The organism is Amycolatopsis bartoniae (assembly GCF_014191255.1).
Lineage (GTDB): Bacteria > Actinomycetota > Actinomycetes > Mycobacteriales > Pseudonocardiaceae > Amycolatopsis_E > Amycolatopsis_E bartoniae.
In genome coordinates, this window is the sequence record NZ_JACHWH010000001.1 from 1,926,148 (window position 1) to 1,952,275 (window position 26,128).

The 26,128-nt window shown below is 71.4% G+C and carries 21 protein-coding genes and 1 tRNA gene; 8 read left to right on the forward strand and 14 right to left on the reverse strand.

Features of this window, described 5'->3' with window-relative positions:
• Positions 1-163 precede the first annotated feature (163 nt).
• Positions 164-4,165, forward strand: coding sequence for a type VII secretion protein EccCa (gene eccCa, locus FHX82_RS08990; protein ID WP_145937594.1), 4,002 nt, complete (start codon positions 164-166; stop codon positions 4,163-4,165).
• A gap of 603 nt (positions 4,166-4,768) precedes the next feature.
• Here the strand turns inward: eccCa and mycP are convergent.
• The 6 genes from mycP to FHX82_RS09020 all read right to left on the reverse strand — a co-directional run bounded on the left by mycP (position 4,769) and on the right by FHX82_RS09020 (position 16,887).
• Entirely contained in the window at positions 4,769-6,070 is a 1,302-nt protein-coding gene (gene mycP / locus FHX82_RS08995; protein ID WP_145937593.1) for a type VII secretion-associated serine protease mycosin, read from the reverse strand.
• Entirely contained in the window at positions 6,067-8,601 is a 2,535-nt protein-coding gene (locus FHX82_RS09000; RefSeq protein WP_145937592.1) for a hypothetical protein, read from the reverse strand. Before FHX82_RS09000 ends, mycP begins: the two co-directional genes overlap by 4 nt.
• 47 nt (positions 8,602-8,648) lie before the next feature.
• Positions 8,649-11,039: a right-handed parallel beta-helix repeat-containing protein gene (locus FHX82_RS09005; RefSeq protein ID WP_145937591.1), complete on the reverse strand. Its 2,391-nt coding sequence runs from the start codon at positions 11,037-11,039 to the stop codon at positions 8,649-8,651.
• A gap of 37 nt (positions 11,040-11,076) precedes the next feature.
• Positions 11,077-13,731, reverse strand: a complete 2,655-nt coding sequence (locus FHX82_RS09010) for a LuxR family transcriptional regulator (protein ID WP_145937590.1) — start codon at positions 13,729-13,731, stop codon at positions 11,077-11,079.
• A 185-nt stretch (positions 13,732-13,916) separates the two neighbouring features.
• Positions 13,917-14,543, reverse strand: coding sequence for an ESX secretion-associated protein EspG (locus FHX82_RS09015; protein ID WP_229880449.1), 627 nt, complete (start codon positions 14,541-14,543; stop codon positions 13,917-13,919).
• 100 nt (positions 14,544-14,643) lie between these two features.
• On the reverse strand, positions 14,644-16,887 hold the full coding sequence (locus FHX82_RS09020) for an ATP-binding protein (RefSeq protein ID WP_145937589.1): 2,244 nt from the start codon (positions 16,885-16,887) through the stop codon (positions 14,644-14,646).
• Between the two features lie 224 nt (positions 16,888-17,111).
• On the opposite strand from FHX82_RS09020, the gene FHX82_RS09025 reads away from it, so the two are divergent.
• Positions 17,112-17,627: a helix-turn-helix transcriptional regulator gene (locus tag FHX82_RS09025; protein WP_229880448.1), complete on the forward strand. Its 516-nt coding sequence runs from the start codon at positions 17,112-17,114 to the stop codon at positions 17,625-17,627.
• 91 nt (positions 17,628-17,718) lie between these two features.
• On the opposite strand, the gene FHX82_RS09030 is transcribed toward FHX82_RS09025, so the two are convergent.
• Together FHX82_RS09030 and FHX82_RS09035 are read right to left on the reverse strand one after the other, a co-directional pair.
• Entirely contained in the window at positions 17,719-18,339 is a 621-nt protein-coding gene (locus tag FHX82_RS09030; protein ID WP_145937587.1) for a helix-turn-helix transcriptional regulator, read from the reverse strand.
• Positions 18,340-18,758: 419 nt separating this feature from the next.
• Positions 18,759-19,121 carry a hypothetical protein gene (locus FHX82_RS09035; protein ID WP_145937586.1) on the reverse strand — a complete coding sequence of 121 codons (363 nt, stop codon included), beginning with the start codon at positions 19,119-19,121 and terminating at the stop codon, positions 18,759-18,761.
• A gap of 207 nt (positions 19,122-19,328) precedes the next feature.
• Here FHX82_RS09035 and FHX82_RS09040 point away from each other — a divergent pair, with 207 nt between their 5' ends.
• From FHX82_RS09040 to FHX82_RS09050, 3 genes are read left to right on the forward strand one after another with little or no spacing between them, the layout of a single operon-like run.
• Positions 19,329-20,018 carry an arsenate reductase/protein-tyrosine-phosphatase family protein gene (locus FHX82_RS09040; protein ID WP_145937585.1) on the forward strand — a complete coding sequence of 230 codons (690 nt, stop codon included), beginning with the start codon at positions 19,329-19,331 and terminating at the stop codon, positions 20,016-20,018.
• A complete protein-coding gene (locus FHX82_RS09045) occupies positions 20,011-20,433 on the forward strand; it encodes an arsenate reductase ArsC (protein ID WP_221215366.1) in 423 nt (140 codons plus the stop codon). Before FHX82_RS09040 ends, FHX82_RS09045 begins: the two co-directional genes overlap by 8 nt.
• Before the next feature lie 33 nt (positions 20,434-20,466).
• Positions 20,467-21,189, forward strand: a complete 723-nt coding sequence (locus tag FHX82_RS09050) for an aquaporin (protein WP_145937584.1) — start codon at positions 20,467-20,469, stop codon at positions 21,187-21,189.
• A gap of 14 nt (positions 21,190-21,203) precedes the next feature.
• On the opposite strand, the gene FHX82_RS09055 is transcribed toward FHX82_RS09050, so the two are convergent.
• Positions 21,204-22,043 carry a helix-turn-helix domain-containing GNAT family N-acetyltransferase gene (locus FHX82_RS09055; RefSeq protein WP_229880446.1) on the reverse strand — a complete coding sequence of 280 codons (840 nt, stop codon included), beginning with the start codon at positions 22,041-22,043 and terminating at the stop codon, positions 21,204-21,206.
• A gap of 94 nt (positions 22,044-22,137) precedes the next feature.
• Here FHX82_RS09055 and arsM point away from each other — a divergent pair, with 94 nt between their 5' ends.
• The 3 genes from arsM to FHX82_RS09070 all read left to right on the forward strand — a co-directional run bounded on the left by arsM (position 22,138) and on the right by FHX82_RS09070 (position 23,548).
• A complete protein-coding gene (gene arsM, locus FHX82_RS09060; protein ID WP_145937582.1) occupies positions 22,138-22,902 on the forward strand; it encodes an arsenite methyltransferase in 765 nt (254 codons plus the stop codon).
• A 140-nt stretch (positions 22,903-23,042) separates the two neighbouring features.
• Entirely contained in the window at positions 23,043-23,264 is a 222-nt protein-coding gene (locus FHX82_RS09065) for a hypothetical protein (protein WP_229880443.1), read from the forward strand.
• Positions 23,261-23,548, forward strand: coding sequence for a hypothetical protein (locus FHX82_RS09070; RefSeq protein ID WP_145937581.1), 288 nt, complete (start codon positions 23,261-23,263; stop codon positions 23,546-23,548). The genes FHX82_RS09065 and FHX82_RS09070 overlap by 4 nt, the downstream gene beginning before the upstream one ends.
• A gap of 90 nt (positions 23,549-23,638) precedes the next feature.
• Here FHX82_RS09070 and FHX82_RS09075 read toward each other — a convergent pair whose 3' ends face one another.
• From FHX82_RS09075 to FHX82_RS09090, 5 genes are all read right to left on the reverse strand, one after another.
• Entirely contained in the window at positions 23,639-23,905 is a 267-nt protein-coding gene (locus FHX82_RS09075) for a hypothetical protein (RefSeq protein ID WP_145937580.1), read from the reverse strand.
• Positions 23,906-23,944: 39 nt separating this feature from the next.
• Complete coding sequence (locus FHX82_RS36875; protein WP_145937579.1) at positions 23,945-24,172, reverse strand: hypothetical protein; 228 nt, start codon at positions 24,170-24,172, stop codon at positions 23,945-23,947.
• A 210-nt stretch (positions 24,173-24,382) separates the two neighbouring features.
• Positions 24,383-24,455 (reverse strand) — tRNA-Ala (locus tag FHX82_RS09080).
• Between the two features lie 55 nt (positions 24,456-24,510).
• Positions 24,511-25,317: a divisome protein SepX/GlpR gene (sepX, locus tag FHX82_RS09085; protein ID WP_145937578.1), complete on the reverse strand. Its 807-nt coding sequence runs from the start codon at positions 25,315-25,317 to the stop codon at positions 24,511-24,513.
• A 143-nt stretch (positions 25,318-25,460) separates the two neighbouring features.
• The gene (locus FHX82_RS09090) at positions 25,461-26,120 is read right to left on the reverse strand and encodes a GNAT family N-acetyltransferase (protein WP_145937577.1); all 660 of its coding nucleotides are present in this window, start codon (positions 26,118-26,120) and stop codon (positions 25,461-25,463) included.
• Between the last annotated feature and the right edge of the window lie 8 nt (positions 26,121-26,128).

Genomic DNA, 26,128 nt, shown 5'->3' on the forward strand with positions numbered 1-26,128 from the left:
GTTGTGCGATGCTGTGTCTGCTCTTCCATACAGGTGTCCAGGTCCTTTCCTGCCAGGGCTAGAGACCGTGACCGCCCGAAAGTAGCCGAGCGCCGCGCGCATCCCTCCGGGTTCGCGCCGGTGGAGGCGAAATAGGGGAAGTCCACTCACCGAGGGAGAGCTTGTGAGCACGATCCTGTTCGCCCGGCGGGCGCGGCGTCCCAAGCCGGCGGCGCCGAGCTCGGAGATCGAGATCCAGGAGCCGCCCGCCGTACCGGAGGACACCGGCGGCGGCATCAGCAACGTGCTGCTGTACGCGCCGATGGGTCTCGGCTCGATGGCGATGGTCATGATGTTCGTCCGTCCCGGCTCCGGGACGATGTCGTACATCGGCGGCGGCATGATGGTGCTCTCGGTCGCCGGCATGCTCGTCGCGCAGCTGCTGCGCAGCTCGGTGACCCACAAGCAGAAGCTCCACGGGCACCGGCGCGACTACATCCGCTACCTGACCCAGCTGCGCACCCGGGTGCGCGACTCGCTGACCGCCCAGCAGAAGGCGGCGCGCTGGATCCACCCGGACCCGCACGCGCTGTGGTCGATGGCGCTGGGCTACCGGCTGTGGGAGCGCCGCCCCGCCCACGACGACTTCGGCGAGGTCCGCATCGGCCAGGGCACCCAGCGCTCCACCCTCAAGCTGCTGCCGCCCGACACCAAGCCGATCGAGGACCTCGAACCGCTGGCCGCGCACGCGCTGCGCCGGTTCCTGCGTGCCTACTCGACGCTGCCGAACGCCCCGATCGCGGTGTACCTGCGCGGGTTCGGGCAGATCCAGTTCAGCGGGGACGACGAGGCGGTGCTGGGCATGGTCCGCGCGATCATCGGCCAGTTCGCCACCGCACACGCGCCCGGTGACGCGCGGATCGCGGTCTGCGCCACCGAGGAGCGGATGGAGCGCTGGGACTGGCTGAAGTGGCTGCCCCACAACCAGGATCCGGAGAGCCGCGACGCGGCGGGCGCGCGGCGGCTGGTCACCGACGGCATCGCGGAGGTCGAGCTGCTGCTCGGCGGCCCCGCGTTCACCGGGCGGCCGCGGTTCGAGGCGGACACCCCCGTGACGGCGTCGGAACCGTTCGTGATCCTCATCGTGGACGGCGTGCGGGTGCCGGAGGACCACCGCATCGCCGACGAGGGCTACCGCAACGCGGTGGTGCTCGACGTGTCCGGCTCGCTGCCGTGGCAGCAGCGGCCGGGCGTGCTGTTCCTGGAGGTCGAGAAGGAGGAGGCCAGGACGGTCTCGTTCGACCGGCTCGGCAAGCCGCACGCGAAGCCGCTGTGCCGCCCGGACTCGCTCAGCGAGATCTCCGCCGCCGCGCTGGCCAGGACGATGGCGCGGTTCCGGGTCGGCGAGGTCAGCGAGGACGACCAGGAGCCGATGGCCGCGGACTACGACCTCGCGGGCCTGCTCGGGCTCGGTGACGTCGCGACCTTCGAGCCGACGAAGTACCGCCGCGAGCGCATGACGAGCAAGCGGCGGCTGCGGGTGCCGATCGGCATCGCGGGCTCGGGCACGCCACTGGAGCTGGACATCAAGGAGGCCGCCGAGGACGGGATGGGCCCACACGGGCTGTGCGTCGGCGCCACCGGTTCCGGCAAGAGCGAGCTGCTGCGCACGCTGGTGCTGGCGCTGGCCACCACGCACTCCTCGGAGGACCTCAACTTCGTCCTCGTCGACTTCAAGGGTGGTGCGGCGTTCCTCGGTTTCGACGAGCTGCCGCACACCTCCGCGGTCATCACCAACCTGGTCGACGAGCTGGAACTGGTCGACCGCATGCAGGACGCGCTGACCGGTGAGCTCAACCGCCGCCAGGAGTACCTGCGCGCGGCGGGCAACTACGCGTCCCGCCGCGACTACGAGGCCGCCCGCGCCGCCGGCGCCCCGCTGGAGCCGATGCCCGCGTTGTTCATCGTGGTCGACGAGTTCTCCGAGATGCTGTCCAGCAAGCCCGAGTTCATCGACGTGTTCGCCATGATCGGCCGGCTGGGCCGAAGCCTCGGCGTGCACCTGCTGCTGGCGTCCCAGCGACTCGACGAAGGCCGCATCCACAAGGTGGAGACCCACCTGTCGTACCGGATCGGCCTGCGCACGTTCTCGGCGATGGAAAGCCGCAGCGTCATCGGCGTGCCGGACGCCTACGAACTGCCCAACAGCCCCGGCAACGGCTACCTGCGCCCGGACACCCAGACGCTCGTCCGGTTCAAGGGCGCCTACTCCTCCGCGCCCTACCGCGCCAAGCGGCAGCAGCGCGTGCTCGACTCGGTGGAGCAGCACATCGTGCCCTTCGGCACGAAGTACATCGAGCCGCCGACGAACCACGAGCCGGAACCGGAACCGGAGCCGGAGGATGAGGGCCAGGACAGCTCGCTGACCATGCTCGACGTGCTGATCGAGCGACTGAAGGGGGTGGGCCCGCGGGCTCACCAGGTGTGGCTGCCGCCGCTGAAGCAGTCGGCGACGCTGGACCAGCTGCTGCCGCCGCTGGTGGACCACCCGGAGCTGGGCCCGCGCCCGGTCGGCGACCTGCACACCGCGGACCTGACCGTGCCCGTCGGCCTGATCGACCTGCCCGCGCAGCAGAAGCGCGAGCTGCTGACCGCGGACCTGTCCGGCGCCAAGGGCAACGTGGCCGTGGTCGGTGGTCCGCAGAGCGGCAAGAGCACGTTGCTGCGCACGCTGATCGCCGGGCTGGCGCTCACGCACACCGCGGAGGAGGCGCAGTTCTACTGCCTCGACTTCGGTGGCACGCTCACCGCGCTGGCGAGCCTGCCGCACGTCGGCAGCATCGCGAACCGCCTCGACCGGGACCGGGTGACGCGCACGGTCCTGGAGGTCACCAACCTGATGGCGCGGCGCGAGGCGATCTTCGCCGAGCACAACATCGACTCGATGGCCAGCTACCGCCGGGCCCGCAAGCAGGGCCGGTACAAGGACATCGACCCGTACGGCGACGTGTTTCTGGTGGTCGACGGCTGGTACACGGTCCGGCAGGACTTCGAGGACGTCGAGGAGCGGTTCACCGAGCTGGCGGCCCGCGGGCTGAGCTTCGGCATCCACCTGGTGATCGCGAGCAACCGGTGGTCGGAGATGCGGCCGTGGCTGCGGGACGTGATGGGCACGCGCTTCGAGCTGAAGCTGGGTGACCCGGTGGACTCGGAGGTCAACAGCCGGTTCGCGGCGACGGTGCCCGCGATCCCCGGCCGGGGCATCACGCCGGACCGGCTGCACTTCCTGGCCGCGCTGCCCAGGATCGACGGACAGTCCACAACGGACGATCTCGCCGAGGCGACGGTGGAGCTGGCGGAGGCGCTGGCGTTGCCCACCGCCCCGTCGGCGCCGAAGGTGCGGTTGCTGCCGCACAAGCTGTCGGTGCGCGAGCTGCCCGGGCCGACGGCGCCGTCGCCGTCCGCGGAGATGCGGATGGTGCTGGGGATCGAGGACGTCGAGCTGGGGCCGCAGTGGCACGACTTCGACGCGAGCCCGCACCTGCTCATCTACGGTGACGCGGAGACGGGGAAGACGAACCTGTTGCGCCACATCGCCCGGTCCGTGGTGGCCCACCACAGCAAGGACGAGGCCCGCGTGATGTTCGGCGACTTCCGGCGCGAGCTGCACGACTGCATTCCGGCGGAGCACCAGCTGGAGTACGCGGTCGGGGCGGAGGCGCTGGAGAAGTCGATCGCGGGCGCGTCACAGGCGATCGCGCAGCGCATCCCGGGCCCGGAGATCAGCCCGAGCCGCCTGCCGAAGCGAGACTGGTGGAAGGGCGGTCGGCTGTACATCATCATCGACGACTTCGAGCTCGCGGAGGGCGGAAGTGGTGGCGGCGGTCCGCTGCAGCCGCTGCTGCCGTTGCTGCCGCAGGCCGCGGACATCGGGGTGCACGTGATCGTGGCCCGCAGCACGGCGGGCGCGAGCCGCTCGATGATGAACCCCGCGATCCGGCGGATGTGGGAGCTGGGGACGCCCGCGTTGCTGTTGTCGTGCCCCAAGTCGGAGGGCGCGTTCCTCGGCAACCTGAAGCCGCGGACGCTCCCCCCGGGCCGCGCGCAGTTCGTCAACCGCCGCCGCTCCGTGCGGCTGGTGCAGACCCCGCTGGTGCCCAGGAACGGGGAGCCGGGTCAGGGCTGATCAGGTCCGGGCCGCCCGGGGTTCTCCCGGGCGGCCCGGTTCCTGTTCTGGTGGGGGCACCCGTCCCGCCCCCGGCTTTCCGGGGCGGGCCGGTTTGGGTCCTCAGCCAAATTCACGGAACCTCAGCCGCTGCACTCAGCCGAAGTCACCAGACCTCAGCCACTGCACTCGGCCAAAGTCACGCGACCTCAGCCCCACCGAACGGCCACAACCGAAGCTCCTCAGCCATTCCGCCCAGTCGACCCGTGTGCCTCAGCCAGAAAACCGCGCGGCCTCAGCCGTCCCCGGCCGCGTTGGTATCAGGCCTTAGCCATCCGGCGCCGCCGAAGCTTGGCGCTCAGCCAAATTCACGGGACCTCAGCGTCCCGAAATCGGCCAGAATCGGGCTCCTCAGCCAAATTCACGGAACCTCAGCCGCTGCACTCAGCCGAAGTCGCCAGACCTCAGCCGCTGCACTCGGCCAAAGTCACGCGACCTCAGCCCCACCGAACGGCCACAACCGAGGCTCCTCAGCCATTCCGCCCGGCCGGGCCCGGTACCTCAGCCAGAAAACCGCGCGGCCTCAGCCAGAAACCGCGCCCAAGCACCGAACCCGCCCCGGGATCAGTCCTTCCGCCCCAGAACTCCCGCCGAACCGGATCCCACGGGCTCCGAGTCCGCCCCCGCCCCCGCCGCCGGCTTCGGTGACACGACCTCCACCACCCGGGCGGGCCGCCACCCCCGGCGACGGCCGCCGCGAGACAGGCGCGAGACCCGCACCAGCGCGAACGCGAAGATCGCCGCCACCATGACACCCGCCACCGCCAGCAGGGGGCCCAGTTCGTCCGGCGCCTGGACGTTCGCCGGCCGCACCGGCGGCGGGGTGACCATCACCTGCGCACCGGCGCCACCCTCCTCCGGCAGCACCGTCGTCACCGCCGCCATCAGGTTCACCGTGCCCCAGCCCAGCCCCGGGTCGGGCAGCGCCGCCGCCGGGTGGTTGGCCGTCGCCTCCAGGCGGTGCTTCACCTGCGCTGCCGTGAGGGTTGGGCGGTACGCGCGCACCAGCGCCGCGGCCGCCGCCACGAACGGGGCCGCGTAACTGGTTCCGCTGCCCTGCCACTGCCCCGGACCGCCGGGCCCGATGCTCGTCACGTCGACCCCCGGCGCCACCAGCGAAAGGAACGGCCCCGTCTGCGAGAAGTTCGCGCGCTGCCCGTTCGCGTCCACCGCGCCGACCGCGATGACGCCCGGGTAGGACGCCGGGTACGTCACCGGGTCCCCGTCTTCCGCGCTGTTCGCCGCCGACGCCACGACCACCACGTCCCGGCTCGCCGCGTACTGCACGGCCGCCTGCAGATCGGCGTTCGGCACCGTCGTGCTCGCCGAGATGTTGACCACCTGCGCGCCCGAGTCCACCGCCTGCCGGATACCGCGCGCCATGCTGTCCGCCGTCAGCGCACCGGGCGAGTTGTCGCCGGCCGAGTTGGCGACCCGGATCGGCAGGATCGACACGTCCGGCGCGACGCCCGCGAAGCCCGTCCCCGGCGCGCTCGCCGCCGCGATGATCCCGGCGAGGAACGTGCCGTGCCCGTAGCAGTCGCTGTCGGCGGGACCGTGCGACGACGTCGTGATGTCCACCCCGCGCTGCACGTGCCCCGCCAGCTGCGGCGTGTGCGCGTCCACCCCGGTGTCGACCACCGCGACGGTGATCCCCCCACCCCGCGTGAGGGGCCAAACCCGTTGCGGCGCGAGTTGTTGCTGCGCCCACGGCACCGAAGTCTCGGTCCCCTGCGGCGGCGGCAGGCACGCCTGCTGGTTGTTCGGCAACGGGGTGGCGGTCTGCTGCGCCGCGGCCGGCCCTGCCGACAGCACTCCCAGGAGCAGCACGCTGCCCGTCAACGCGGAAAGCCGCCGCGCCCTCATCGGGACGCCCCCACGGTGTGCCCGCTCAGCTCTTCCGCGACGTCCGGCTGCCACTCCACCAGCGACGTGGTGAGTCGCGCCGCCACGTCGGGATCCTCGACGAGCCGCAGCGTCGCCTGCTGCCGCCGCGCCAGCACCTGGTCCAGTTTGGCCAGCACCGCCAGGTCCCGTTCGTCGAGCTCGGTGTCGGGCTGCTCGCCGGGTGCCAGTTCGCGGAACAACACGGCGACCCGCGGCGCGGCCGGCCCCTCCTCGCCTTCCTCGGTCTCTTCCTCGCCCTCCGCCGCGGTGCGCACGGCGAGCGCCTTGAACCGCGCCCCGGCGGCGAAGACGACCTCGTTCATCGGCCTGCTGACCATCAGCTCCGACGTGCGCCGCGCCGAAGCGGGCCAGATCAGCACGTCGAGGTCGGCGCCGGGCACGGTCACGTCGAGATCCATGCTGGCGGTGAGGAAACCGGGCTCGCTGAGCAGCGTCCCGGGAGTGCTCGCGTGTTCGAGCGACTCGCCCACCTTGCCCTGCCGCAGCACCGCGCGCCGGTGGGTCGGCAGCCGCCGGATACCCGAGACGAGGCACTGCAACTGCCCGTCCAGCCCGCCCTTCTGCCCGGCGCGCACGGCCCCGTTCAGCTGCGCCGCGCTCGCCTCGCCGCGGCCGAGGTAGAGGCACACCGCGACGTAGTCCGCCTTGGCGTCGGACGTGTCGCCCTGGCGCATCGACGGCCACGCCGCCAGCGCCGCGTTCACCGTCGCCAGCGCTTCGGAGAACGCGTCTCCCGCGGCGGCGGCGAAGCGCGCCTGCTCGGCGCTCGTGCTCGGCCGGTCGGCGAGCACGAGCGGCTTCAACGGCTCCTGTTCCCCGGTCGGCTGGGACGGCACGGGTTCCGGTTCCTCGGCGACCGGAGCCTGCTCGACGGGCTCCTCCTCGGGCACCTCCTCCGCGACCGGTTCGGCCTCGGCCGGCTCCGGCGCGACGGGTTCCGGTTCGACGGGCGCCGGTGGCGGCACGAACTCGGTGATGTCGGGTTCCGCCGGTGCTTCCTCGACCGCGCGCGGCGGTTCGGACACAGTGGACACCGGCGAGGTGGACATCATCGCGATCGACGGGGGCGCCGACAGCAGCCGCGGATCGAGGGCCCCGGCCGGTCGCGGCGGAGCCGCCGGTTTCGCGGGAGCCGGAGGCTGCTGCACGGGAGCCTGCTGCGGCTGCGCCGGAGCCTGCTGCACCCGAGGCTGTACGGGAGCCTGCGGTGCCGGAGCCGAAGGCCGCGCAGGCCCCGAAGCCACCGAGGGCGCCCGCCCCGCCGGCTGCACCCCCGCCGACATCCGGTGCAGCACCGCCGCCGCCTGCTCGTCCAGCGTGCCTGCCACGCGCACCCGCACCACCGCGCGCCGCCCGGGGTCGAGTGCCGCCAGCAGGCGTTCGGTGGCGACCAGGAGCCGCACGCCCACCGGGTCGCCGGCGTTGCCGAGCTGCAGCGTCCAGCCCGTCGGGTCGAACGGCGCCACCTCGGCCGCGCACTCCGCCGATGCCGCGCGCAGCACCAGCCCGGACGGCACGACGTCGGCGAACACCGCCGTGTCCCCGTCGCCGAGGCGGTAGCTCCGCGGGCCGCTGCGCGTCCAGCCCGCCGGCGGCGGCGCGATGTCCAGCACGTGCTGGTCCCCGCCTCCGGCGGTCTGCCGCAGCACGGTCGGGAACGGCTGGAACAGGCTCTTGCCCTCCGCCGTCAGGACGCAGGACGGCACCGGCCCCAGCGGCACCCCACTGGCGAACCGCACGTCCCGCCCGGTCCGCAGCGCCAGCTCGGCCTGCCAGATGTGGTCCGTGACCTCGGCCGTCATCGGCACGAGCAACGGGTCGCCGTCCGCCAGCCGGTTCAGCACCGTGGCGATCGAAGCCGGAGAAGGGGTCGCATCCCCGCCACCGACCACGACCTTCGGAAAACGCCCGTCGAAGGGCACCGAGAACGCGACGTCCGCGCGGTCGACCGCCGGTGCGCCCACCGTCCGCGCGTAAAGCCCGGCGGGGACCGGATCCACGACCGTGGTCGCGTCGACCGTCACCGTGGTCCGCGGCACGAGGGCTTCCCAGCGCGGCGACGGGCAGCGCAGCCCGGCGAAACCGGCGGGACCGTCGGCGCGGAACCGCCACCAGCCCGTACCCCCGGTGCCGTGCCCGGCGTAGCGTCCGGCTTCCGGGTCGAGGAACGGCCCGTCGGGAGCGACGACGTCGAGTTCGAGTTCCTTGGCCAGCAACTGGGCGCCGGCGGGGTCACCGGCCAGTCCGGGCAGCCCGATCCACACCGACTCGACGCCGTCCGGCAGCTCGCCCAGCAGGGTCGGCAGGGCAGCGAGGAACGCGGGCACCTGCCGGGCCCGCTCGGAGATCGAGACGATCAGCTGTCCGGGGACGGCGGGGCCGTCCGGCACCCGGGACGGGGGCTCCTCACGATGGCGAACCAGCAGCTGGGTTGCTCCGGGTTCGGCGACCAGGACGTCCAGCGCCTGGCGTGCCGCATTCCGATTCATTCTCACTCCCGCCGTCAAGCACGCTCGGCGACCAGCACCGTTCCTCGTCAACCATTGAGCTGGAGGTCTTCGACGGTGAGCAGGGTGAGGTCGGCGGCGTCGGCCGTGGCGGCCATCGCCAGCCTCGACGCCTGCCGGTCGGTCATCCGCTCGAACACCCGTCGCGCGGTACGCCCGTTGCCGAACGTGCCGTCCTTCGGAATCTCCTCGAAGTACTGCAGCAAAGCGTCCGCGGCGTCCTCGTCGAGCCGGTAGTCGTGCTTGGCGCACTGCGAACGCACGATGGTCACCAGCTCGTCCGCGGTGTAGTTGGCGAACTCGATGGTGCGGCTGAAGCGGGACTCCATGCCGGGGTTGGACTCGAGGAACTGCTTCATCTCCTTCGAGTACCCGGCGGCGATCACCACGACGTCGTCGCGGTGGTCCTCCATCAGCTTCACGAGCGTGTCGATCGCTTCGCGGCCGAAGTCGGGGCCGGTGCCGCCCTGCCCGGTGCTGAGCGTGTACGCCTCGTCGATGAACAGGACCCCGCCCAGCGCCGTGTTGAACGCCTCGGTGGTCTTGATCGCCGTGCCACCGATGATCTGCGCGACGAGGTCCGCCCGCGCCACCTCGACCAGGTGTCCCTTCCGCAGCACGCCCAGCTGCGCCAGGATCTGCCCGTAGAGGCGCGCGACGGTGGTCTTGCCGGTGCCCGGAGCGCCGGCGAACACAAGGTGCCGCGCCATCGGCGGGGCGGACAGCCCGGCGTCCTGCCTGCGCTTGGCCATCTTGTTGAGGTTGATCAGCGAGGTCACCTCGGCCTTCACACCCGCGAGGCCGACCAGGTTCTGCAGCTCCACCAACGGGTCGGACGCCAGCACCGGCCGCTGCGCGGGCTCCTCCGGCGCGGGCGCCGGGGCGGCCGCCGCGGTGCCGTAGGCGTCGGGCGCGAGGTTGCCCTGGGTGATCAGGTCCAGCACCTCGATCGCGGCGCCGGGACGCGTCTGGCGCACCCCGCTGCCGCGGTTGTCGCGCACGGTGCAGCCCGCCACGCGCACGGATTCCTCGGTGTCCAACCGGATCCCGTCGGCCGAGCCACCGGAGAACTCCGACTCGCTGACCGAACCGGACGCGCCTTCGTCGAACAGGCAGCCCATTCCCGTGCTGCCCTGCACGCGGCAGCGCACCAGCGACAGGTCGGCACCGGAACCGGCGTACACGCCGTCCGCGCCCGCCCGGTCGATCGCGCCGTCGGCGAGTGCCAGCGCCGCCCCGACCACGCTGACCCCGGCGCCTGCGGGCTTGCGCAAACTCAGCCCGGTCACCGAGGGCCGGGCGGAACCGGTGACCGAAAGGCCCACGCCGCCACCGCCGTCGATCTCGACGTTCTCCAGCGTGCCGCGCGCGCCGCCGTCGACCTCGACCGCCGCGCCGTCGCAGCCCATCACCCGCAGCCGGCGGAAGAGGGGGTCCGCGCCGTCCTCGATCCGGACGCCGGAGGTGCAGCCGGACACGGTGACCGCGTCGAACTCCGTGACGCTGCGCTGGGTCACCGCCACGCCGATACCGTCCACATCGGACACCGAGCAGCCGGAGACGGTGCCGGACGCGCGGCCCGCGAAGTGCATCCCGCGGCCGCGGGTGCCGGACACCGAACAGCTCCGCAGCACGGGAGCGGAACCTTCGGCGACGAACACGCCTTCGGCGCCGGCCCCGGAGACCGAGCAGTCCTCCAGCACGACCTGCCCGCTGGTGGCGAGATAGAAGCCGACAGCGTCCACATTGGACACCGTCAGTCGCGTCGCGGTCATCCCCGCCTGCTGTTCCACCGCCACGGCGGGCTTTCCGGCACCGGAGATGGTGGTGTCCTCGACGGTGAGCCGCCCGTCGCCGTTGAGGCAGATCCCGTTGCCCGCGGCGGTGGTCACCGAGCAGGCCCGCGCCCGCAGCACCCCGGCCTCGGCGACGACGATGCCCGACGTGCCCAGGTCGCCCATCCGGCAGGCGTCGAGCACGCCGCCGACGGGCGAGGTCACCACGACACCGGCGCCGACCGGGTTGCGGACCTCGCACTCCCGCATCAGCACGCTGCCCTGGTCGCGGACGAACACCGTGGACCAGGCCGACGCCTGCAGCAGGCATTCGGTGATCGCGAGCTGACCGCGGACGACGACCACGGCCGGGCTGTCGGCGTCGGTCGCGCTGACCGTGATGCCCGACAGCGCGGCGGACTCGCTGTCCACGATGACGGTGACGCCGTTGTCTGCGACGACCTGGACCGTGCCGGGCCCGTCCTCCGCGGTGATCGTCACCGCCTTGGTGACCACCAGGTTCTCGGTGTACCGGCCGGGTCCGACGAGAATCACGGCACCGTCGCGGGCGTCGGCGACCGCGTCACCGATGCTGCGGTACCCCTGGCCCGGCGCCTGGGAGACCACGACCACGTTCTGACTCACGTTCCCGGCTCCTCCGTGCTGACTTCGCCCACGACTGTCATGCCCCGATCGACTCCAGCTTCCCACCCAGGTCGGAGGTGGCGAGACCGTGCCTGGTCCGGCAGCCGGCCTTCGCGAACAACCTGGTGAGGTGCTTCTCGACCGTCTTGGCGCTCATCCGCAGCGCGACCGCGATCTGGCGGTTCGTCTTGCCCTGCCGGATGAGCTCGATGATCTGCAGGTCCAGTCCGGACAGCTCGGCGCGCCGGTCGCGGCGCAGCGGCGCCACCCCGCAGCGCTTCATCGAGTACCGGGTCCTGGCGGTCAGCCGGGTGGCTCCGATGGCGCTCGCGAGCTGGTACGCCTCCTCCAGCCAGGGCCGCGGTTCACCGGCGATGCGCCCGACCATCTGGCACGCGATCGTCAGGTCCAGCTGTTCGCCGCGTTCGCGCACGAGCCGCTCGGCCGCGCGGATGGACACCGGGTCCCCCTCCACGAAACCGCGGACCAGCAACGCGGTTTCGGCGGACCGGCCCCGCCCGCGCCGGTCGTAGCGGCTGTCGACCTCGGCGAGGATGCGCCGGGCCGCGTGGTTCCGGCCGGACTCCATGGCGATCGACGCCAGCCGCACGAGCAGCCGGGCGGCGCCGGGCTCGTCGACGCTTTCGGCGTGCACGCGGTAGGAGTTCCAGCCCTCCTCGAAGGCGCCGTCGACGTCTCCGGTGTGGTAGCGGAACCCGATCGACACCCAGGCCCGCAACGCCGGGAACACCCCGTCGTCCGGCACGGCGTCCAGCCAGTCCCGCGCCTGCCGGTCCTCCCCGCGCCACCAGCACATCTCGGCGGCGAGCAGGCGGGCGCACCGCAGCGCGAGGTCGTCGGCGCCCGGCGTGAGCCCCAGCTCGCGCGCGGCGCTGAGCGCGCTCGCCCAGTCCCCGTCGGTGTAGCCGCGGAACACGCGGTGGTAGATCGCGACGGGTCCTTCGGTGGGCGCGCGGTAGTCGGACCCGAGCACGGACTCGAAGACGGGCACCAGGTCGCGGTGGGCGCAGCCGGCTTCGACGCGCGCGGCCGACGGCCTGGGCTGGCGGGTGCGGCCGTCGAGGGCGGTGGGGGACGACCAGTGGTGCAGCCAGGTCGGCGCGAAGGCGGCCGCGACCTGGTCGAGGACGACCGGCTCGCCTGCGAACCAGCTGTCGGCGAAGGCCAGCGGGCCGTCCGGTTCGGCCGGCACGAGCGCGTCCCGGACGAACGCGGGCACCGGCTGTCCACAATGGATGGCGGAGAGCGCGGCCGCGGCGGACAGCTCGGCGCGGGCCTGGTCGTCGAAGGCCGCTTCGGCACCGGCGCGCTCGACCACCTCGGCGACGAACGCGGCGAGCCGCGCGTACCCGGCGGTGTGCACGAGCAGGCGCACGACTTCGGACTGCAGGCGCGAACGGACGGTGCCGGCTTCGCTGTGCCACCACGCGGCGTACCGGTACTCGATGTGCCGGGCGGGCTCCACGTGGATCTCGTCGTCGCGCAGCAACGCGGCCAGCTCGGGCCGGGCGGGCAGCGAGCGGCCCGCGGCGGCGACGTGCCCGGCGAGCACCGACTGGTTGCGGCCGCAGTGCTTCGCGGTGTCGAGCAGCTGGTCGGCCATCGCCCGGTGCAGCCCGCGGACCACGTCCTCGCCCGCCTGCTCGGTCACCGCGGTGCCGAGCGCGGGGCAGCGGCACCGCAGCCGCCCGGTCACATCGCTGTCGAGCACCCCGGCGAGCACGAGGCCGTCGATGGCGTGGCCGTAGTCGAGCGCCGGGAGGCCGGTCGCGTCGGCGAGCACCGGCACGTCGTCGACGCCGAACCCGGCGCCGCTCGCGCTGAGGATCACGAGGTTGCGGCCGAGCTCGCCGTACCCGGCGACGGCGGTGAGCAGTTCGTGCCCGGCGGGCAGGCCGATCGGCGCGCCCGGGTCCCGCAGGCACAGGTGGCCGCCGAGCACGACGAGCCTGCCCTGGCTACGCAATTCGGCCAAAGTGGACACCAGCGTGCCGGGGTTGCGGTAGAGGGGGCCGAGGCTGTCCTGCAGCGCGCGGCGCGCCGCGTCGTCCACCGGCTCGTGCGCGACCCGCTTGAGCAGGCTGCCGAGGTCCTCGTCGGCCAGCGGCCCCAGCTCGATCACCCGGTCGGCCAGCGCGCACAGTTCCGGCTGCTGCCCGAGCATCTCGCTGGTGCACGACGCGACGACGTAGTGCCCGGCGCGGTGCACCGGCGCGAGCGCGAGCATGGGCTGGGGGATGCGGTCGGCGTCGTCGACCACCAGCGCGACCGGCCGGTGCGCGCCAATCCGGCCGAACAGCGTGCCGAGCGCGCTGAGCAGGCAGAACTTCTGCCACGGCGAGTCGTAGCTCTCCGCGGTGCACAGCCTGCTGACGAGATCGATGGACTCGACCACCCGCGGGTCCGCGCCGATCTGCTCGAACTGCTCGCGAATCGCCCCGAGCAGGGCCTGCGCGCCGAAGAGGTCCCAGTCCGGGCACTCGGCCGTGCGCGTCACCTCCAGCACCACGAAGCCGCTTTCCCGCAGTTCGCGGCAGGTCCGCGCGAGCAGGGTGGTCTTGCCGCTGCCGGTGGCACCGCAGACGACCGTCAGCGCCGGACGCCTGCCGTCCCACCGCAGGGCTTCCAGCTCGGCCTGCCTGCCCGCCGGCTCAGTGCGCTGCCGCGCCATGTCGGACCGTCCTTCCCAGCGCGGGGTCCCGAGGGAGGCGCGATCGTAGTGAACAACCCACCAACCAGAGACTCCCGCGGCCGAAGTTAACAGCCCCGCGGGCACGGAACGGAGCGAGCCGGACAAACGACCAGAGGGGTGTGCACGAAATACTCCGGTGTGGAACGGACCCCTGTTTCCGGACGTCAGACCAGGTCGGCCTGGGTCAGGACGGCGGCGAGGCAGCGCTCGATGCTGGTGGGGTCGGCGGGTTCGACGTCCAGCGTGGACCCGTTGCGCGACAGCAGGTAGCGGCCCTCGTCGGTGTCGAGCCAGCACACCGGGGAGTCCAGCCGCCGGTCGGGCGCGGAGACCCCGAACCGGCCGCCGATGCGCGGGTTCTCGCCCGGCGTCCCGGGGCACTCCAGGGGCAGCACCCCGGCGACGGCCACGGCCAGGTCGGCCGGCGGGATCGCGGTGAGCCACAGCTCCCCGCCCGCGAGCACGGCGAGCACGCCCGTGCCCCGGCCCGCCGCCGCGAGCGCCCGCACGGGATAACCGATGTCGCCCACCACGTCGACCGCGGTGTGGTGCTCGGCGAGCAGGCCCAGCAGGTCCGCCAGCCGCGCGTCGACGACCTTCCCGCGCACGAGACCACGCTCGGCCAGCCCCCGGTAGACCTCCTCGGTGAACCACTCGCGCTGGCCGGGAGTGGGTGGCACCTCAAGCGGATAGGGCATCGACCCGAGGTCCAGCGCGCGCCAGAGCACGTCGAACTCGTCGCACGACAGGACGAAGTCGGGGGCGGCCGGCTTCGCGTCGCTGGAACCCAAGAAAGTCTCCCGGTCAAGTTTCGCGGCAATACGATTCAGTGAACACCGCCGCGCGCTCCTTCGGGCGCACCTTGCCCCATCGGCCAGGGCCGCTTTCCCGTCAGTCCGCGGGAAGCAGCGCCAGTTCGGCCAGCGCCTGCTCCCGTTGTGACCGCGCGGCCGGACTGGTCAAGCCCGCGACCGCCAGCTCCAGGCACTCCCGGGCGAGCCCGTACTCCCCGGCCCGGCGCCAGGCTTTGCCCTCGTCCAGGCACACGGCCGCGGCGTGGCTCAGGAAACCGCTGCGGTGGAAGGTCTCCCGCACCGAATGGAACGTCTCGGCCGCCTGCCGCCACTTCCCCAGCCCGCACAGGGAGTGGCCGATCTCCTCGACGACCACTCCGACCATCCACCGCCGGGTCTCCTCCGAAGCCTCGTCCCGGTGCTGCTTCGCGTCCTCCTCCAGCGCACGGTGCTCGGCGATCGCCTCTTCGTAGCGGCCCAGCGCCTGCAGCACGCGCCCCAGGCGGTTGCGCACGGAGATCTGCACCGTCCAGAACCCGAACTCCCCGGCCCCGGCACACGCCTCGCGGGTCTCTTCGAGTGCCTCCTCCAGCCGGCCGAGCCGCATCAGGGCGGCGCCGAGGTACGCGTGCGCCCAGACCTGTTCGCGCCGGTCGCCCACCTCCAGCGCGAAGGCCAGCGCTTCGCGGTGCGTGCCGAGCGCGGCCTCGCTGTCCCCCAGGCACACCTGCTGGGCCCAGCCGACGAAGTTGAACAGCACGGCCATTTCCTCGCGGTCGCCGAGCGCTTCGGCGGCCTCCGCGCCGAGCCCGAAGATCTGGTCCCACGGGCCGTGCAGCCAGCGGCTGTCGGAGTACCAGTGCATCGCCCTGGCGAGGTCGACCACCGCGCGGTGCCAGCCGAGCCGGGCCGCGACCCGCTGCGCGGCGATCCAGTTCCCGGACTCCCGGTCCAGCCATTCGGCGGCGTCGTCCTGGTTCGGGAACTGCGCGGACCCCTGGCCGTCCGGGAAGAACACCCTCGCCGCGCTGCTCGCCGTGGTCAGCAGGTGCTCCAGCACGGTGCGGGTCAGCCGGTCCCGTTCGGCGGGCTTCTCCTCGGCCTCCAGCCGCTCGCCCGCGAAGATCCGGATGAGGTCGTGGAACTGGAACCGGCCGGCGACGGCGGTGGCCTGGACCAGGTTGGCGTCGGCGAGCTCGTCGAGGTACCAGCGGACGTCCAGCTCGGACACGTCGGTCGCGACCGCGGCCACCTCGGGGCCGAAGTCCGGGCCCGGCAGCGTGGCGAGCCTGCGGAACGTCAGCCGCGCCGGCGGGGACAGCCGCCGGTAGGACATCTCGAACGCGGACCGCAGCTGCAGGTCGCCCGCCGACAGGGAGCTGAGCCGCGTGCGCTCGTCACGCAACTGGCCCACCAGGTAGGCGAGCGACCAATGCGGCCGCGTCGCCAGCCGGTTGCCCGCGATCCGCACCGCCAGCGGCAGGAAACCGCACAGCTCCACCAGTTCCGCCGCGGCGGCCGGTTCGGCGGCCACGCGCTGCGCGCCCGCGATCACCGACAGCAGGCCGACCGCGTCCTGGCTCTCCAGCGGGTCCAGCCAGAGCCAGCGGGCGGCTTCCAGCCCGGCGAGGGCCTGGCGGCAGGTGATCAGCGTCAGGCAGCCGGGGCTGGCCGCCAGCAGCGGGCGGACGTGGGCCTCGTCGACGGCGTTGTCCAGCAGCACCAGCACCCGCTTGCCCTCCAGCATCATCCGGAAGAGCGCGGTCTGCTCGGACTCCTCGACCGGGATCTGCTCCGGCGTGACCCCGAGTGCGCGCAACAGCCTGTCGAGCGCGGCGCGCGGGGTGACGGGCTGCTCGTCCATCCCGCGCAGGTCGATCCAGAAGCAGCCGTCGGGGAAGTCCTCCTGCAGCCGGTGCGCGGCCGACACCGCCAGCGTGGTCTTGCCGACGCCGGGATGGCCCACGACCGCGACGATTCCGCCGCCCCTGGCCTCGGCCCGCAGCCGGTCCAGTTCGGCCTCGCGCCCGGCGAGGTCGCGCACCTGCGGCGGCAGCGCGCACTGCGCGGCGGCCTCCGGGACACGCCCGCCGCGGCGGCGGCCCTCCTTGGCGACGGCGAGGAACGTCTCGCGCTGCTGCCCTGTCAGCCCCAACGCGTCCGCCAGAACCTCGGCGGACCGCTGCTGGGCCGCCTGGGCGCGACCGCGCTCCAGATCGCGCAGCGCGCGTACGCTCACACCCGACGTCTCGGCCAGCTGCGACTGGCTGAGACCGGCCGCGCGCCGGTGGCTCAGCAGTAGCTTCCCGAACGTCGACGACCGCTCATTTGTCTCGTCCACCACCTACTATTGAACCGGCAGAACTGGCCCGCGGAGAAGCTGCCCCCCTGACGATCTTGTTTCTTCCCGTGCTGAGGCGGTTTTCTAGGTGCATGTCGTCGCGCACTGCCTGGCCGGACAACCGTCCGACGCCCAATCAGCTCCGCCGTTCACCCATTCGAGTGAGTGTTTGCACGACGGATCCGCTCATCCGAGCGGGACTCCTCGGTGAATTCCGGAAAAGAATGGGCATCGAGCTCATCGAAGACCAGGCGGAAGCGGATGTCGTGGTGGCGGTGGCCGAAACGGGCCTGCGTGAACTGCTGACGTCCTCCAGCCGGCTCGTCCTCGTCGCGGACCAGCCGCGGCAGGCCGAACTGTGGGCCGCGATCGAGCACGGCCTCACCGTGCTCGTGCCGCGCGCGGAGGCCACGACGGCCCGGCTGCTGCGGGCGATCGGCGACGCGCACCGCGGGCGCGGCGACCTGCCCGCCGAACAGCTCGGCTCGCTCCTGCGTGGACTGGGCCGCCTGCACCAGCAGGTGCTCGCGCCGCGCGACCTCATGCTCAGCGGCCTCACGCACCGGGAAACCGATGTGCTGCGCCTGCTCGCGGATGGTCTGGACACCGCGGAGATCGCCACCAAGCTCGCGTACTCCGAGCGCACGGTGAAGAACATCCTGCACGGCATGCTGACCCGGCTCGGGCTGCGCAACCGCGTGCACGCGGTGGCACACGGGCTGCGCCACGGACTGATCTGAACCGGATGGTTCATCCACTCGGATAAAGCATCGACGACATGGAACTGCCCGGCCGGGTTTCCCGGCCGGGCAGTTTTCGTTCACGCTTCGTTCAGATGATCCCGGCACGCATCGCGTAGGCCACCGCGTGGGAACGGTTGTGCAGGCGGAGCCGGTTGGTGAGCGTGTAGATGATGTTCTTGACGGTGCGCTCGGAGTACCGCAGTTCGCGGGCGATCTCGTTGGTGTCCAAGCCGTCGGCCATCAGCCGCAGCACCTCGATCTCGCGCGGCGACAGGGAGGCCTCGTCGTCGTCCCCCTCGGCCTCGACCATCTCCTGCTGCAACCGCCTGGTGTGGGCGAGCAGCTGCCCGAGCACGTTCGGCTGGGCGTCCTCACCGGCCGCGATGGCGCGCACGCTCTGCACCAGCCGCTCGTCGGTCGCCGCGGCGCGCGGCAGGAAGGCGACCACCCTGCGCTCGACGGAGGTCAGCAGCTCGGCGCCGCCGACCTGGTCCTGCACCAGGATGACCGGGGTGGTCACGTCGGCCGCTTCGTGCAGTGCGGCCACCGCGTCAGGGGTGAGCTGGTCGAACGCCGCAACCACGACGTCGGCGTGCTCCTGGCTCGGATCCGCCACCACGACGACACCGGCCTGCGGCTCGAGACAGTTCACCAGGCCGGCGCGGGTGATCGGATCCAGCGCGCACACGCCCACTCGGACTTGCTCCACGATTTCCTCCAGCTCCGTCTACTGACGAATCAGAGTTCGGCGGTCGGTCTCCACGCGGTTCCCGGGGCTTCGGGCGGGTCGGCCACCACCGGTGGATGTGATGCTACCGGCAGGCGGGATGATTGGTGCGAGGCGGCCGCTTGTCCTACTTCACTGAACACCGTCCCGTGCCCACCGGCACATCCCTTATGGATTTCTTGAGCAGGACTTGAGGTTGGCCGCACGGTCTACAGTGCACGGTTCCACGACCGGTACCACCGTTCCCGAATGTCGCGGGCGTTAATCAGAGGAAAACAGACTCCGCCCGCGATGAAAAGCGAGGGCAATCCTTTCCGGAATGCGGAAATGTGACACTCGGGCAGCATTATGTCTCGCTCATTTGAGCGCTGCTAACTTTCAGGAGTGGATCGGCGGCGGGGTCAGTCCCAGATGCTGCCGTCGGTCCGGTCACCCTCGCGCTGGAAGACGATCTCGCGCATGGTGACGCGTGCCAGGCACTTCGACGCGGAGGCGACGTGCTGGTCCGCCGAAGCCTGGTCCCCGCGGGTCTTGCGCCGCACGGACTCGGCCGTCAGCGCCAGCGCCATCAGCAGGTCGACGTAGATCGCGCGCGCGTAGGGGCTGGCCTGCCGCACCATGCCGGGAATGAGCCGGTCGACGCACTCGTCCAGCTGCGCCGCGATGGTGAGCGCCCACTCGTCGTCGAACCAAGGCATGAGCATGCAGCCGACGGCGGTTCCCTCGAGCTCCAACGCCCTGCGCAGTTCGTCGTTCAAGGCCATCCCCTCTCCCCGCGACCCCTGCGCTTCCAGGCATAGTGCCCGGGCTACCGCTTGGCGATACCTGAAGGATTTTTCGCCTCTTCAACGGCCCAAACCTGCCCGAAAATCGCCCCCGACAGTCCAGGCGAAATCAGTTGACAACACCCTCACGCCGGCACTCACCCGCGAGCGTTGACAAGCGACATTGCCTCAATCATCATTGAGTCAATGAACGCTGACTGGTCCTCCTCGGTGCGGGAGCGGGCGCAGGTGCACGCGGCCCTGGGTGAGCCCGCACGGCTGGCGATCGTGGACCGGCTGGTGCTGGGTGACGCTTCTCCGACCGAGATCGGGCGCGAGCTGGGCTTGCCGAGCAACCTGCTGGCCCATCACGTGAAGCTGCTGGAACAGGCCGGGGTGATCGAACGGTCCCGGTCGGAGGGCGACCACCGTCGGGTCTACCTGCGCCTGCGTCTCCACGGTCTCGACGACCTGATGACGGAGGGTTTGCGCCCAGCGCCGCGGGTGGTGTTCGTCTGCACGCACAACTCGGCGCGGTCCCAGCTGGCGGCGGCGCTGTGGGCGCGGCAGAGCCCGGTGCCGGCGGCCTCGGCCGGGACTCGTCCAGCGGTGCGGGTACATCCGCGGGCGGTGGCGGTCGCGCGGAGCCACGGTCTGTCGCTGGCGTCGGCGCGCACCTCGCGTGTCGACGAGGTCCTGCACGACGGTGACCTGGTGGTCGCGGTGTGCGACAACGCGCACGAACAACTCGGTGACCGCGACCGGTTGCACTGGTCGGTCCCGGACCCGGCCCGGGTCGACACCGACGACGCCTTCGAGCAGGCGTTCCACGACATCTCCTGCCGGATCGACCGGCTGGTCCCCGTTGTCCACCTCCCTGGAGCGACCCATGGCTGACCCCGACCAGAAACCGGTGGTGCTGTTCCTCTGCGTGCACAACGCCGGGCGCAGCCAGATGGCGATGGGCTTCTTCCGGCACCTGGCCGGTGACCGGGCGCTGGCCTGGTCCGGCGGTTCCGAACCCGCTCACGAGATCAACCCGGCCGCGGTCGAGGCGATGCACGAGGTGGGCATCGACATCGCCGGCGAGTTCCCGAAGCCGTGGACCGACGAGATTGTCCGCGCGGCCGACGTGGTGATCACGATGGGCTGCGGTGACGCCTGCCCCGTCTTCCCCGGCAAGCGCTACCTGGACTGGGAACTGGCCGACCCGGCGGGCAAGAGCGTCGAGGACGTCCGCCCGGTGCGCGACGAGATCGAACGCCGTGTCCGCGGCTTGCTCGACGAACTGGGTGTGCCCGCCCTCGCCTGACCCCGGGCCACTGTGGACCTCGAAGGAGTGTTGATGGAGCAGCCGTTGCCCCGAAAGCTGGTGGCGGAGTATCTCGGCAGCCTGCTGCTGGCCGCGCTGGTGATCGGCTCGGGCATCGCCGCGCAGCGGCTTTCGCCCGGTGACACGGGCTTGCAACTGGCCGAGAACGCGGCGGCCACAGCGGCCGGGTTGTTCGCGATCATCCTGATGTTCGGACCGGTCAGCGGCGCCCATTTCAACCCCGTCGTGTCCTTCGTGGATGCCGCGTTCGGCGGACTGCCCTGGCGGCACGCGCTGGCTTACCTGCCGGCGCAGGTCGCCGGGTGCGCCAGTGGCGCGGTCCTGGCCAACCTGATGTTCGGTGCGAGCGCGGTGAGCATCAGCACCACCCACCGGGCCACCGCGGCGCACGGGCTGTCCGAGGTCGTCGCGACGATCGGGCTGATCCTGGTGATCTTCTCGCTGGCTCGGTCCGGGCGCGCCGAGCGGGCGGCGGCCGCGGTGGGCGCCTACATCGGTGCGGCGTACTGGTTCACCAGTTCCACCAGCTTCGCCAATCCCGCCATCACCATCGGCCGCATGTTCAGCGATACCTTCGCCGGCATCGCCCCGTCCTCGACGCCGATGTTCGTTGCCGCGCAAGCCATCGGCGGCGGCCTCGCGCTCCTGCTCGTCCGCGCGCTCTATCCCGGGGTGACGGCGAGCCAGGCGGCCGACGTCGTCGTGCCGCATCCGGCCGCGTCCACCAGCCGCTGACCGCGAGTGCCTGACTAGATCGCGGGCGACCGGCGCTCGACGAGTACGGTGTCGTGCCACACGCCATCGCGCTGGGCGATGCGCTCGCGGATGCCGACCGTGCGGTAACCCGCCTGGTGATGCAGGGCGACGCTGGCCCGGTTCTCGGTGAAGATCGCGGTCTGCAACGTCCACAACCCGGCCGCGTCGGCAGCCGCCACCTGCTGGTGCAGCAACGCTTTGCCGACCCCCCGGCCGCGGTGGCCATCGCCGACGTAGACCGACGTTTCCGCCACCCCGGAGTAACAGTCCCGAGTGGACACCGGCGCGGCGGCAGTCCACCCGACCACCTGTCCGTCCAGTTCGGCCACCCAGCGATGCCCGGGCAGCCATTTCGCGTCCAGCACCGCCTTGCTGGGCACCGCGGTCTCGAACGTGGCGATCCCGGTCGCGATGCCTTCGCCGTAGATCCGCCGCACCGCGGGCCAGTCCTCGGTTTCCAACGCGCGGACCACCACCTCGTCCGGCACGTCGTCCGGGCAGCAGGGGCACGGTGCGAGCAGGCCCATCACCGCATCGGCCGCGTGCGGCAGCCCGACGCAGCACGCCTGGTTGACCGTGACGATCGTGGCCGTGCCTTCCTTGCGCAGCAGCACGAAACCGACGTCGGCCAGCTTGCGCACGTGGTGCGAGCAGGTCGACTGGCTCACCCCGGCGATCTCGGTGAGCGACCCGATCGTGATCCCCTGCGGGCTGGTCGCCACCGCGTGCAACAGCCGCACCCGCACCGGCTCGGCCAGACACGCGAACCACTCCGCATAGGTCGCCGCCTCGCTCGCGGGCAACACCTGAGCCTGGGGCAACGGGATCACCATGTCCTCACTATATCGACGGACATCGATGGTTGTGTTCATCGACTCGGGTCGATACAGTCCTTTCATCGAACGCCGTCGATGAAAGGGGCTACTCGTGGCCGATCACGACCTGCGCGAAACCGTCCGCGCTCGCTACGCCGCAGCCGCGACCGCCGTCACCGGCACAGGCTGCTGCGGCCCCGCCGCGGTGGACGTCGACGACTCGTTCGGCGCCGCGTTGTACTCGACCGCCGACCGGGACCAGTTGCCGGCCGAAGCCATCGCCGCCTCACTGGGCTGCGGCAACCCCACCGCTGTCGCCGAACTCCGGGCCGGCGAACGCGTCCTGGACCTCGGCTCGGGTGGCGGCATCGACGTGCTGCTCTCTGCCCGCAGGGTCGGCCCCACCGGCAAGGCGTACGGCCTGGACATGACCGACGAGATGCTCACCCTCGCCCTGGCCAACGCCGCCAAAGCCGGTGTCACCAATGTCGAGTTCCTCAAGGGCACCATCGAGGCCATCCCACTGCCCGCCGACACGATCGACGTCGTGATCTCCAACTGCGTGATCAACCTGTCCGTCGACAAGCCCGCCGTGTTCGCCGAAACCCACCGCGTCCTCGTGCCCGGCGGCCGGATCGGTATCACCGACGTCGTCGCCGACGACCACCTCACCCCCGAGCAACGCGCCGAGCGCGGCGACTACGTCGGCTGCATCGCCGGCGCACTCACCTTCGCGGAATACCGCGCCGGCCTGGAAGCCGCCGGTTTCACGGACATCCAGGTCACCCCGACCCACCCAGTCGCCGACGGGATGCACTCCGCGATCATCCGCGCCACCAAACCCACCAGCAGCGACACGGCCACCGCCAACTCCTGAGTAACCGCTGAGACTGCGTACCGAGAGCGGGCGCGCACCATTCCCCCGGGGAGGGGAGATGGCGGCGAAATCGCGTCATGTGGAAGGGCGCCGACGCTTGCCCAGGTGTGGCTGAGCAACGAAACCAAACGCTGAACGAGGTGGCGCAGTTCGAGGTGGGCAGCCAGGTCACGTACGTGCCTGGTCAGCGGCTGGACGGTTCCCGTCGGTTGTGTCGGCGTGGGCTGGTGGCCGGTACCACCGTCTTCGACGCCTGCACCGAGACCACCTGGGTCCCCGTGCAGGTCGAGGGCTGGAGTGCTGACCGGGAGCCCGAATGGGTGCGCGCCGACAACATCATCGATGTGGTGATGCCGCGATGACCACGAGCACGAGCGGCGGGGGCGAAGACGTGACCGGAGACAAGGACACTCAAGACGACAGCTGGCTAGCCGACCAGGCACACGATGCGCTGTCGGCGATCGCGACGCTGTACGAGCAAGCCAAGGCCACGTTCACCGGGCTCGGGCACCCGGGCGAGGCCGCTGAGCAGGACACCGACGGGCCTGCAGACGCGGCAGACGCGAAACCAGCCGCGTCCGAGACCCACCCGGGCTGGTTCACGACGAAGGCCGAGGCGCCCGGCGGTCAGCCACCGTGCGAATGAGCAGCAAACGTTGATTCGATCCCGGCGCACCGGTGGCCGATGCGGCAGCGAGGCAAGCCTGAACTGCAGGCTTGCCTCGCCGGAGATGTCTCAGTATTCGACCCACAACTGGAGCGTGTCGCCCGCCGCCCTGCACTCGTAGTTGTGGTTCGGGTACTGCTGCTGGGCATCGACATTGCACTGGTAGAAGGAAGCCATGCTGTTGCTCCCCTGATACCACTTGACGAAGACCCACGTCCCAGCGGCGACGCCGCCCTCGTGCGGGTCGGTGTCGGCCTGGGCAAGCCCCGAAGTGGCGGCCACGCCACCGAACAGCGCCAGTGCGACCCCACAACCAGTTACCAGCCTACGTAACACCCGAACTCCTCTGTTCACGACAGAACATCCGGAGCTTTCCTATCCGATAGCAGCCCCGAAACACTCCAGCCAACCCGTCGACAGTGCTTCCGCCCGCGGAATCTGCCCGAAAGTTCTCACACCCGGCGCTTCTCGCGGGGACTGCCTCAAGCCGCGGCGGGTGACGAAGTAGGTGAAGCCGATTTCCTCCCGGCGCCGCTGGATTTCCTCGGCGGCAGCGGCGGGGTCGGCCGCCAGCGCCTGGGCCTTCGGACCGCGCACGGCCATCACACCGGTGTGAGCACCGACAGCGAGTGCGCTTCGCCTACTCAACCAGGCGATCTTCCACGCCCTCCAAGGTCAGCGGGTCGCAGCAACCAGCGCGGAGGGCACAAACAAAAGGACCACCCACAGTGCGGGTGGTCCTGGCTCACCTTCAGGCGTCGCAGTCCTACTTCGGCCTTCATTCAGGCACTTGTTCCAGTAAGACCCCTAGAGTGGAGCTGAGGGGAATCGAACCCCTGACCTTCTCGATGCGAACGAGACGCGCTACCAACTGCGCTACAGCCCCTTGAACTTGCTCGCAGAGCTTAGCAACCGGTGCGAAGGACCCCGCAAGGGGGTCCCTACTCCCCGACGGCCTGGCGGAACGGCAGCTGGCCCGGGTCGTCCAGCTCGTGGAACGCGGGATCCTCGTCCTCCACGTCCACGACGACCGCACGTCCCCGCAGTCGCGAGGCGGGCGACGGGCGGCGTTCGATGCCGACCAGCTCGCGCCGCGGCTCCTCGTCCACCTCGTACTCGTCCCGCTGTTCACGGCGCGGTGCCGGACGGCGTGTGCGCGTGTTGTGCAGCCGGGCGAGCCGGCGCTGGCGGATCTCGTTCTCGATCCGCACCTGCCGCCGCAGGTACGCCAGGTACGAGACCAGCGCGATGTCGATCGCGCCGTGCGCCCACCAGAGCAGTCCCATGAGGAACCCGGCGACGCCGGCGGAGGCGAGCGCCAGCAGGAGGAGGATCAGCACGACCCGCTGCCGGAACGCGTACTTCGCGCGGGCCGCGATCTCCGCGGCTTCCGGGTCAAAGCCGCCCCGACCGGGCCGATAGCGCCGCTCGCTGTCCGGGTCGTCGAAGCTTCGCCGGTAGCGCCGCTCGCCGTCGGAGTCGGGGCGACGGGACAGTTCGGGCTCGTCGTGGCTGCACGGCCGCTCGGCCTCGGCGAACTCCTCGGGCTCGGGGTCGTCGACCTGCTCCGGCTCGGACACGGCGAACTCCCCTTCCCCCTCGTCGGAGCCGATCCCGCTCCGCACCACGCGCGCGGCGAGCGCGGAGTCCGTCGTCCGCACGACGGCCTGCCGCTTGCGCGCGACCATGGGCACGAGCACGACGAGCCACGCTGCCGCAAGGGCAACAATGATCAGCGAGCTGGGCATCTCCCTCTGTCACCTCCCCCGACTTCTGCTACATACCGTCACGCTAGTCACAGGAGTAACAGATCGCAGGGAGCCACGCCGCTCGAAACGAGAAATGGGCCGACCGGATCAGGTGAAACGCGGCAGATGTGGTAACGCGGATCTCACACGTGCTCGGCGCGACCCTGCTGGACGAGCCGGTGCACGAGTCCCGGCCCCGTCTCCTCGGCCGTGATCGCGAAGCACAGGTGGTCACGCCAGTCGCCGGCCACTTCGAGATACCGCTGGAAGAGGCCCTCCTGGCGGAATCCCGCCTTGGTGAGCACGCGGATGCTCGGCTCGTTCTCCGGCCGTACCGTCGCCTCGATGCGGTGCAGCCCCCCGGAGGTCAGCGCGTGGTCCACGAGCAGGGCGACAGCCGCCGTCGCGACCCCACCGGACACCACCGTCGAGGACACCCAGTAGCCGATCCACGCGGAGCGGAGTGAGGCGCGGATCACGTTACCCACCGTGATCTGACCGGCGAACTCGCCGTCCACCGTGATGACGAACGGCAGGCACTGACCCCGCCGCGCGAGACCGCGCAGCCCCAGCCACTGCGGGGGCCAGGACCAGAAGCTGTTGCGGTCCTGCCACGGCCCGGGCGCGCTCGGCTCCCACCGTTCGATGTGCGACTGGTCGCGCAACCGGATCCGCGACCAGTCCCCCGCGTCACGCAGCCGGATGGGCCGCAGGGCGACGACTCCGCCGCGGACGCGCAGCGGACCCAACCGGGCCGGCCAACCGGGGTGGCGCGCTTCGATGTCGTACGTCGCTGCCTGCACCGGCGTAT

What these genes read in the sequence shown, in the direction of transcription:
- FHX82_RS09040 (WP_145937585.1), top strand. Translation starts at nt 19,329, where the DNA reads ATGAACGCTGACTGGTCCTCCTCGGTGCGGGAGCGGGCGCAGGTGCAC.
- FHX82_RS09055 (WP_229880446.1), bottom strand. Translation starts at nt 22,043, where the DNA reads ATGGTGATCCCGTTGCCCCAGGCTCAGGTGTTGCCCGCGAGCGAGGCG.
- FHX82_RS36875 (WP_145937579.1), bottom strand. Translation starts at nt 24,172, where the DNA reads ATGGCCGTGCGCGGTCCGAAGGCCCAGGCGCTGGCGGCCGACCCCGCC.
- FHX82_RS09050 (WP_145937584.1), top strand. Translation starts at nt 20,467, where the DNA reads ATGGAGCAGCCGTTGCCCCGAAAGCTGGTGGCGGAGTATCTCGGCAGC.
- FHX82_RS09070 (WP_145937581.1), top strand. Translation starts at nt 23,261, where the DNA reads ATGACCACGAGCACGAGCGGCGGGGGCGAAGACGTGACCGGAGACAAG.
- FHX82_RS09010 (WP_145937590.1), bottom strand. Translation starts at nt 13,731, where the DNA reads ATGGCGCGGCAGCGCACTGAGCCGGCGGGCAGGCAGGCCGAGCTGGAA.
- FHX82_RS09000 (WP_145937592.1), bottom strand. Translation starts at nt 8,601, where the DNA reads ATGAATCGGAATGCGGCACGCCAGGCGCTGGACGTCCTGGTCGCCGAA.
- sepX (WP_145937578.1), bottom strand. Translation starts at nt 25,317, where the DNA reads ATGCCCAGCTCGCTGATCATTGTTGCCCTTGCGGCAGCGTGGCTCGTC.
- FHX82_RS09025 (WP_229880448.1), top strand. Translation starts at nt 17,112, where the DNA reads ATGGGCATCGAGCTCATCGAAGACCAGGCGGAAGCGGATGTCGTGGTG.
- FHX82_RS09045 (WP_221215366.1), top strand. Translation starts at nt 20,011, where the DNA reads ATGGCTGACCCCGACCAGAAACCGGTGGTGCTGTTCCTCTGCGTGCAC.
- mycP (WP_145937593.1), bottom strand. Translation starts at nt 6,070, where the DNA reads ATGAGGGCGCGGCGGCTTTCCGCGTTGACGGGCAGCGTGCTGCTCCTG.
- FHX82_RS09035 (WP_145937586.1), bottom strand. Translation starts at nt 19,121, where the DNA reads ATGGCCTTGAACGACGAACTGCGCAGGGCGTTGGAGCTCGAGGGAACC.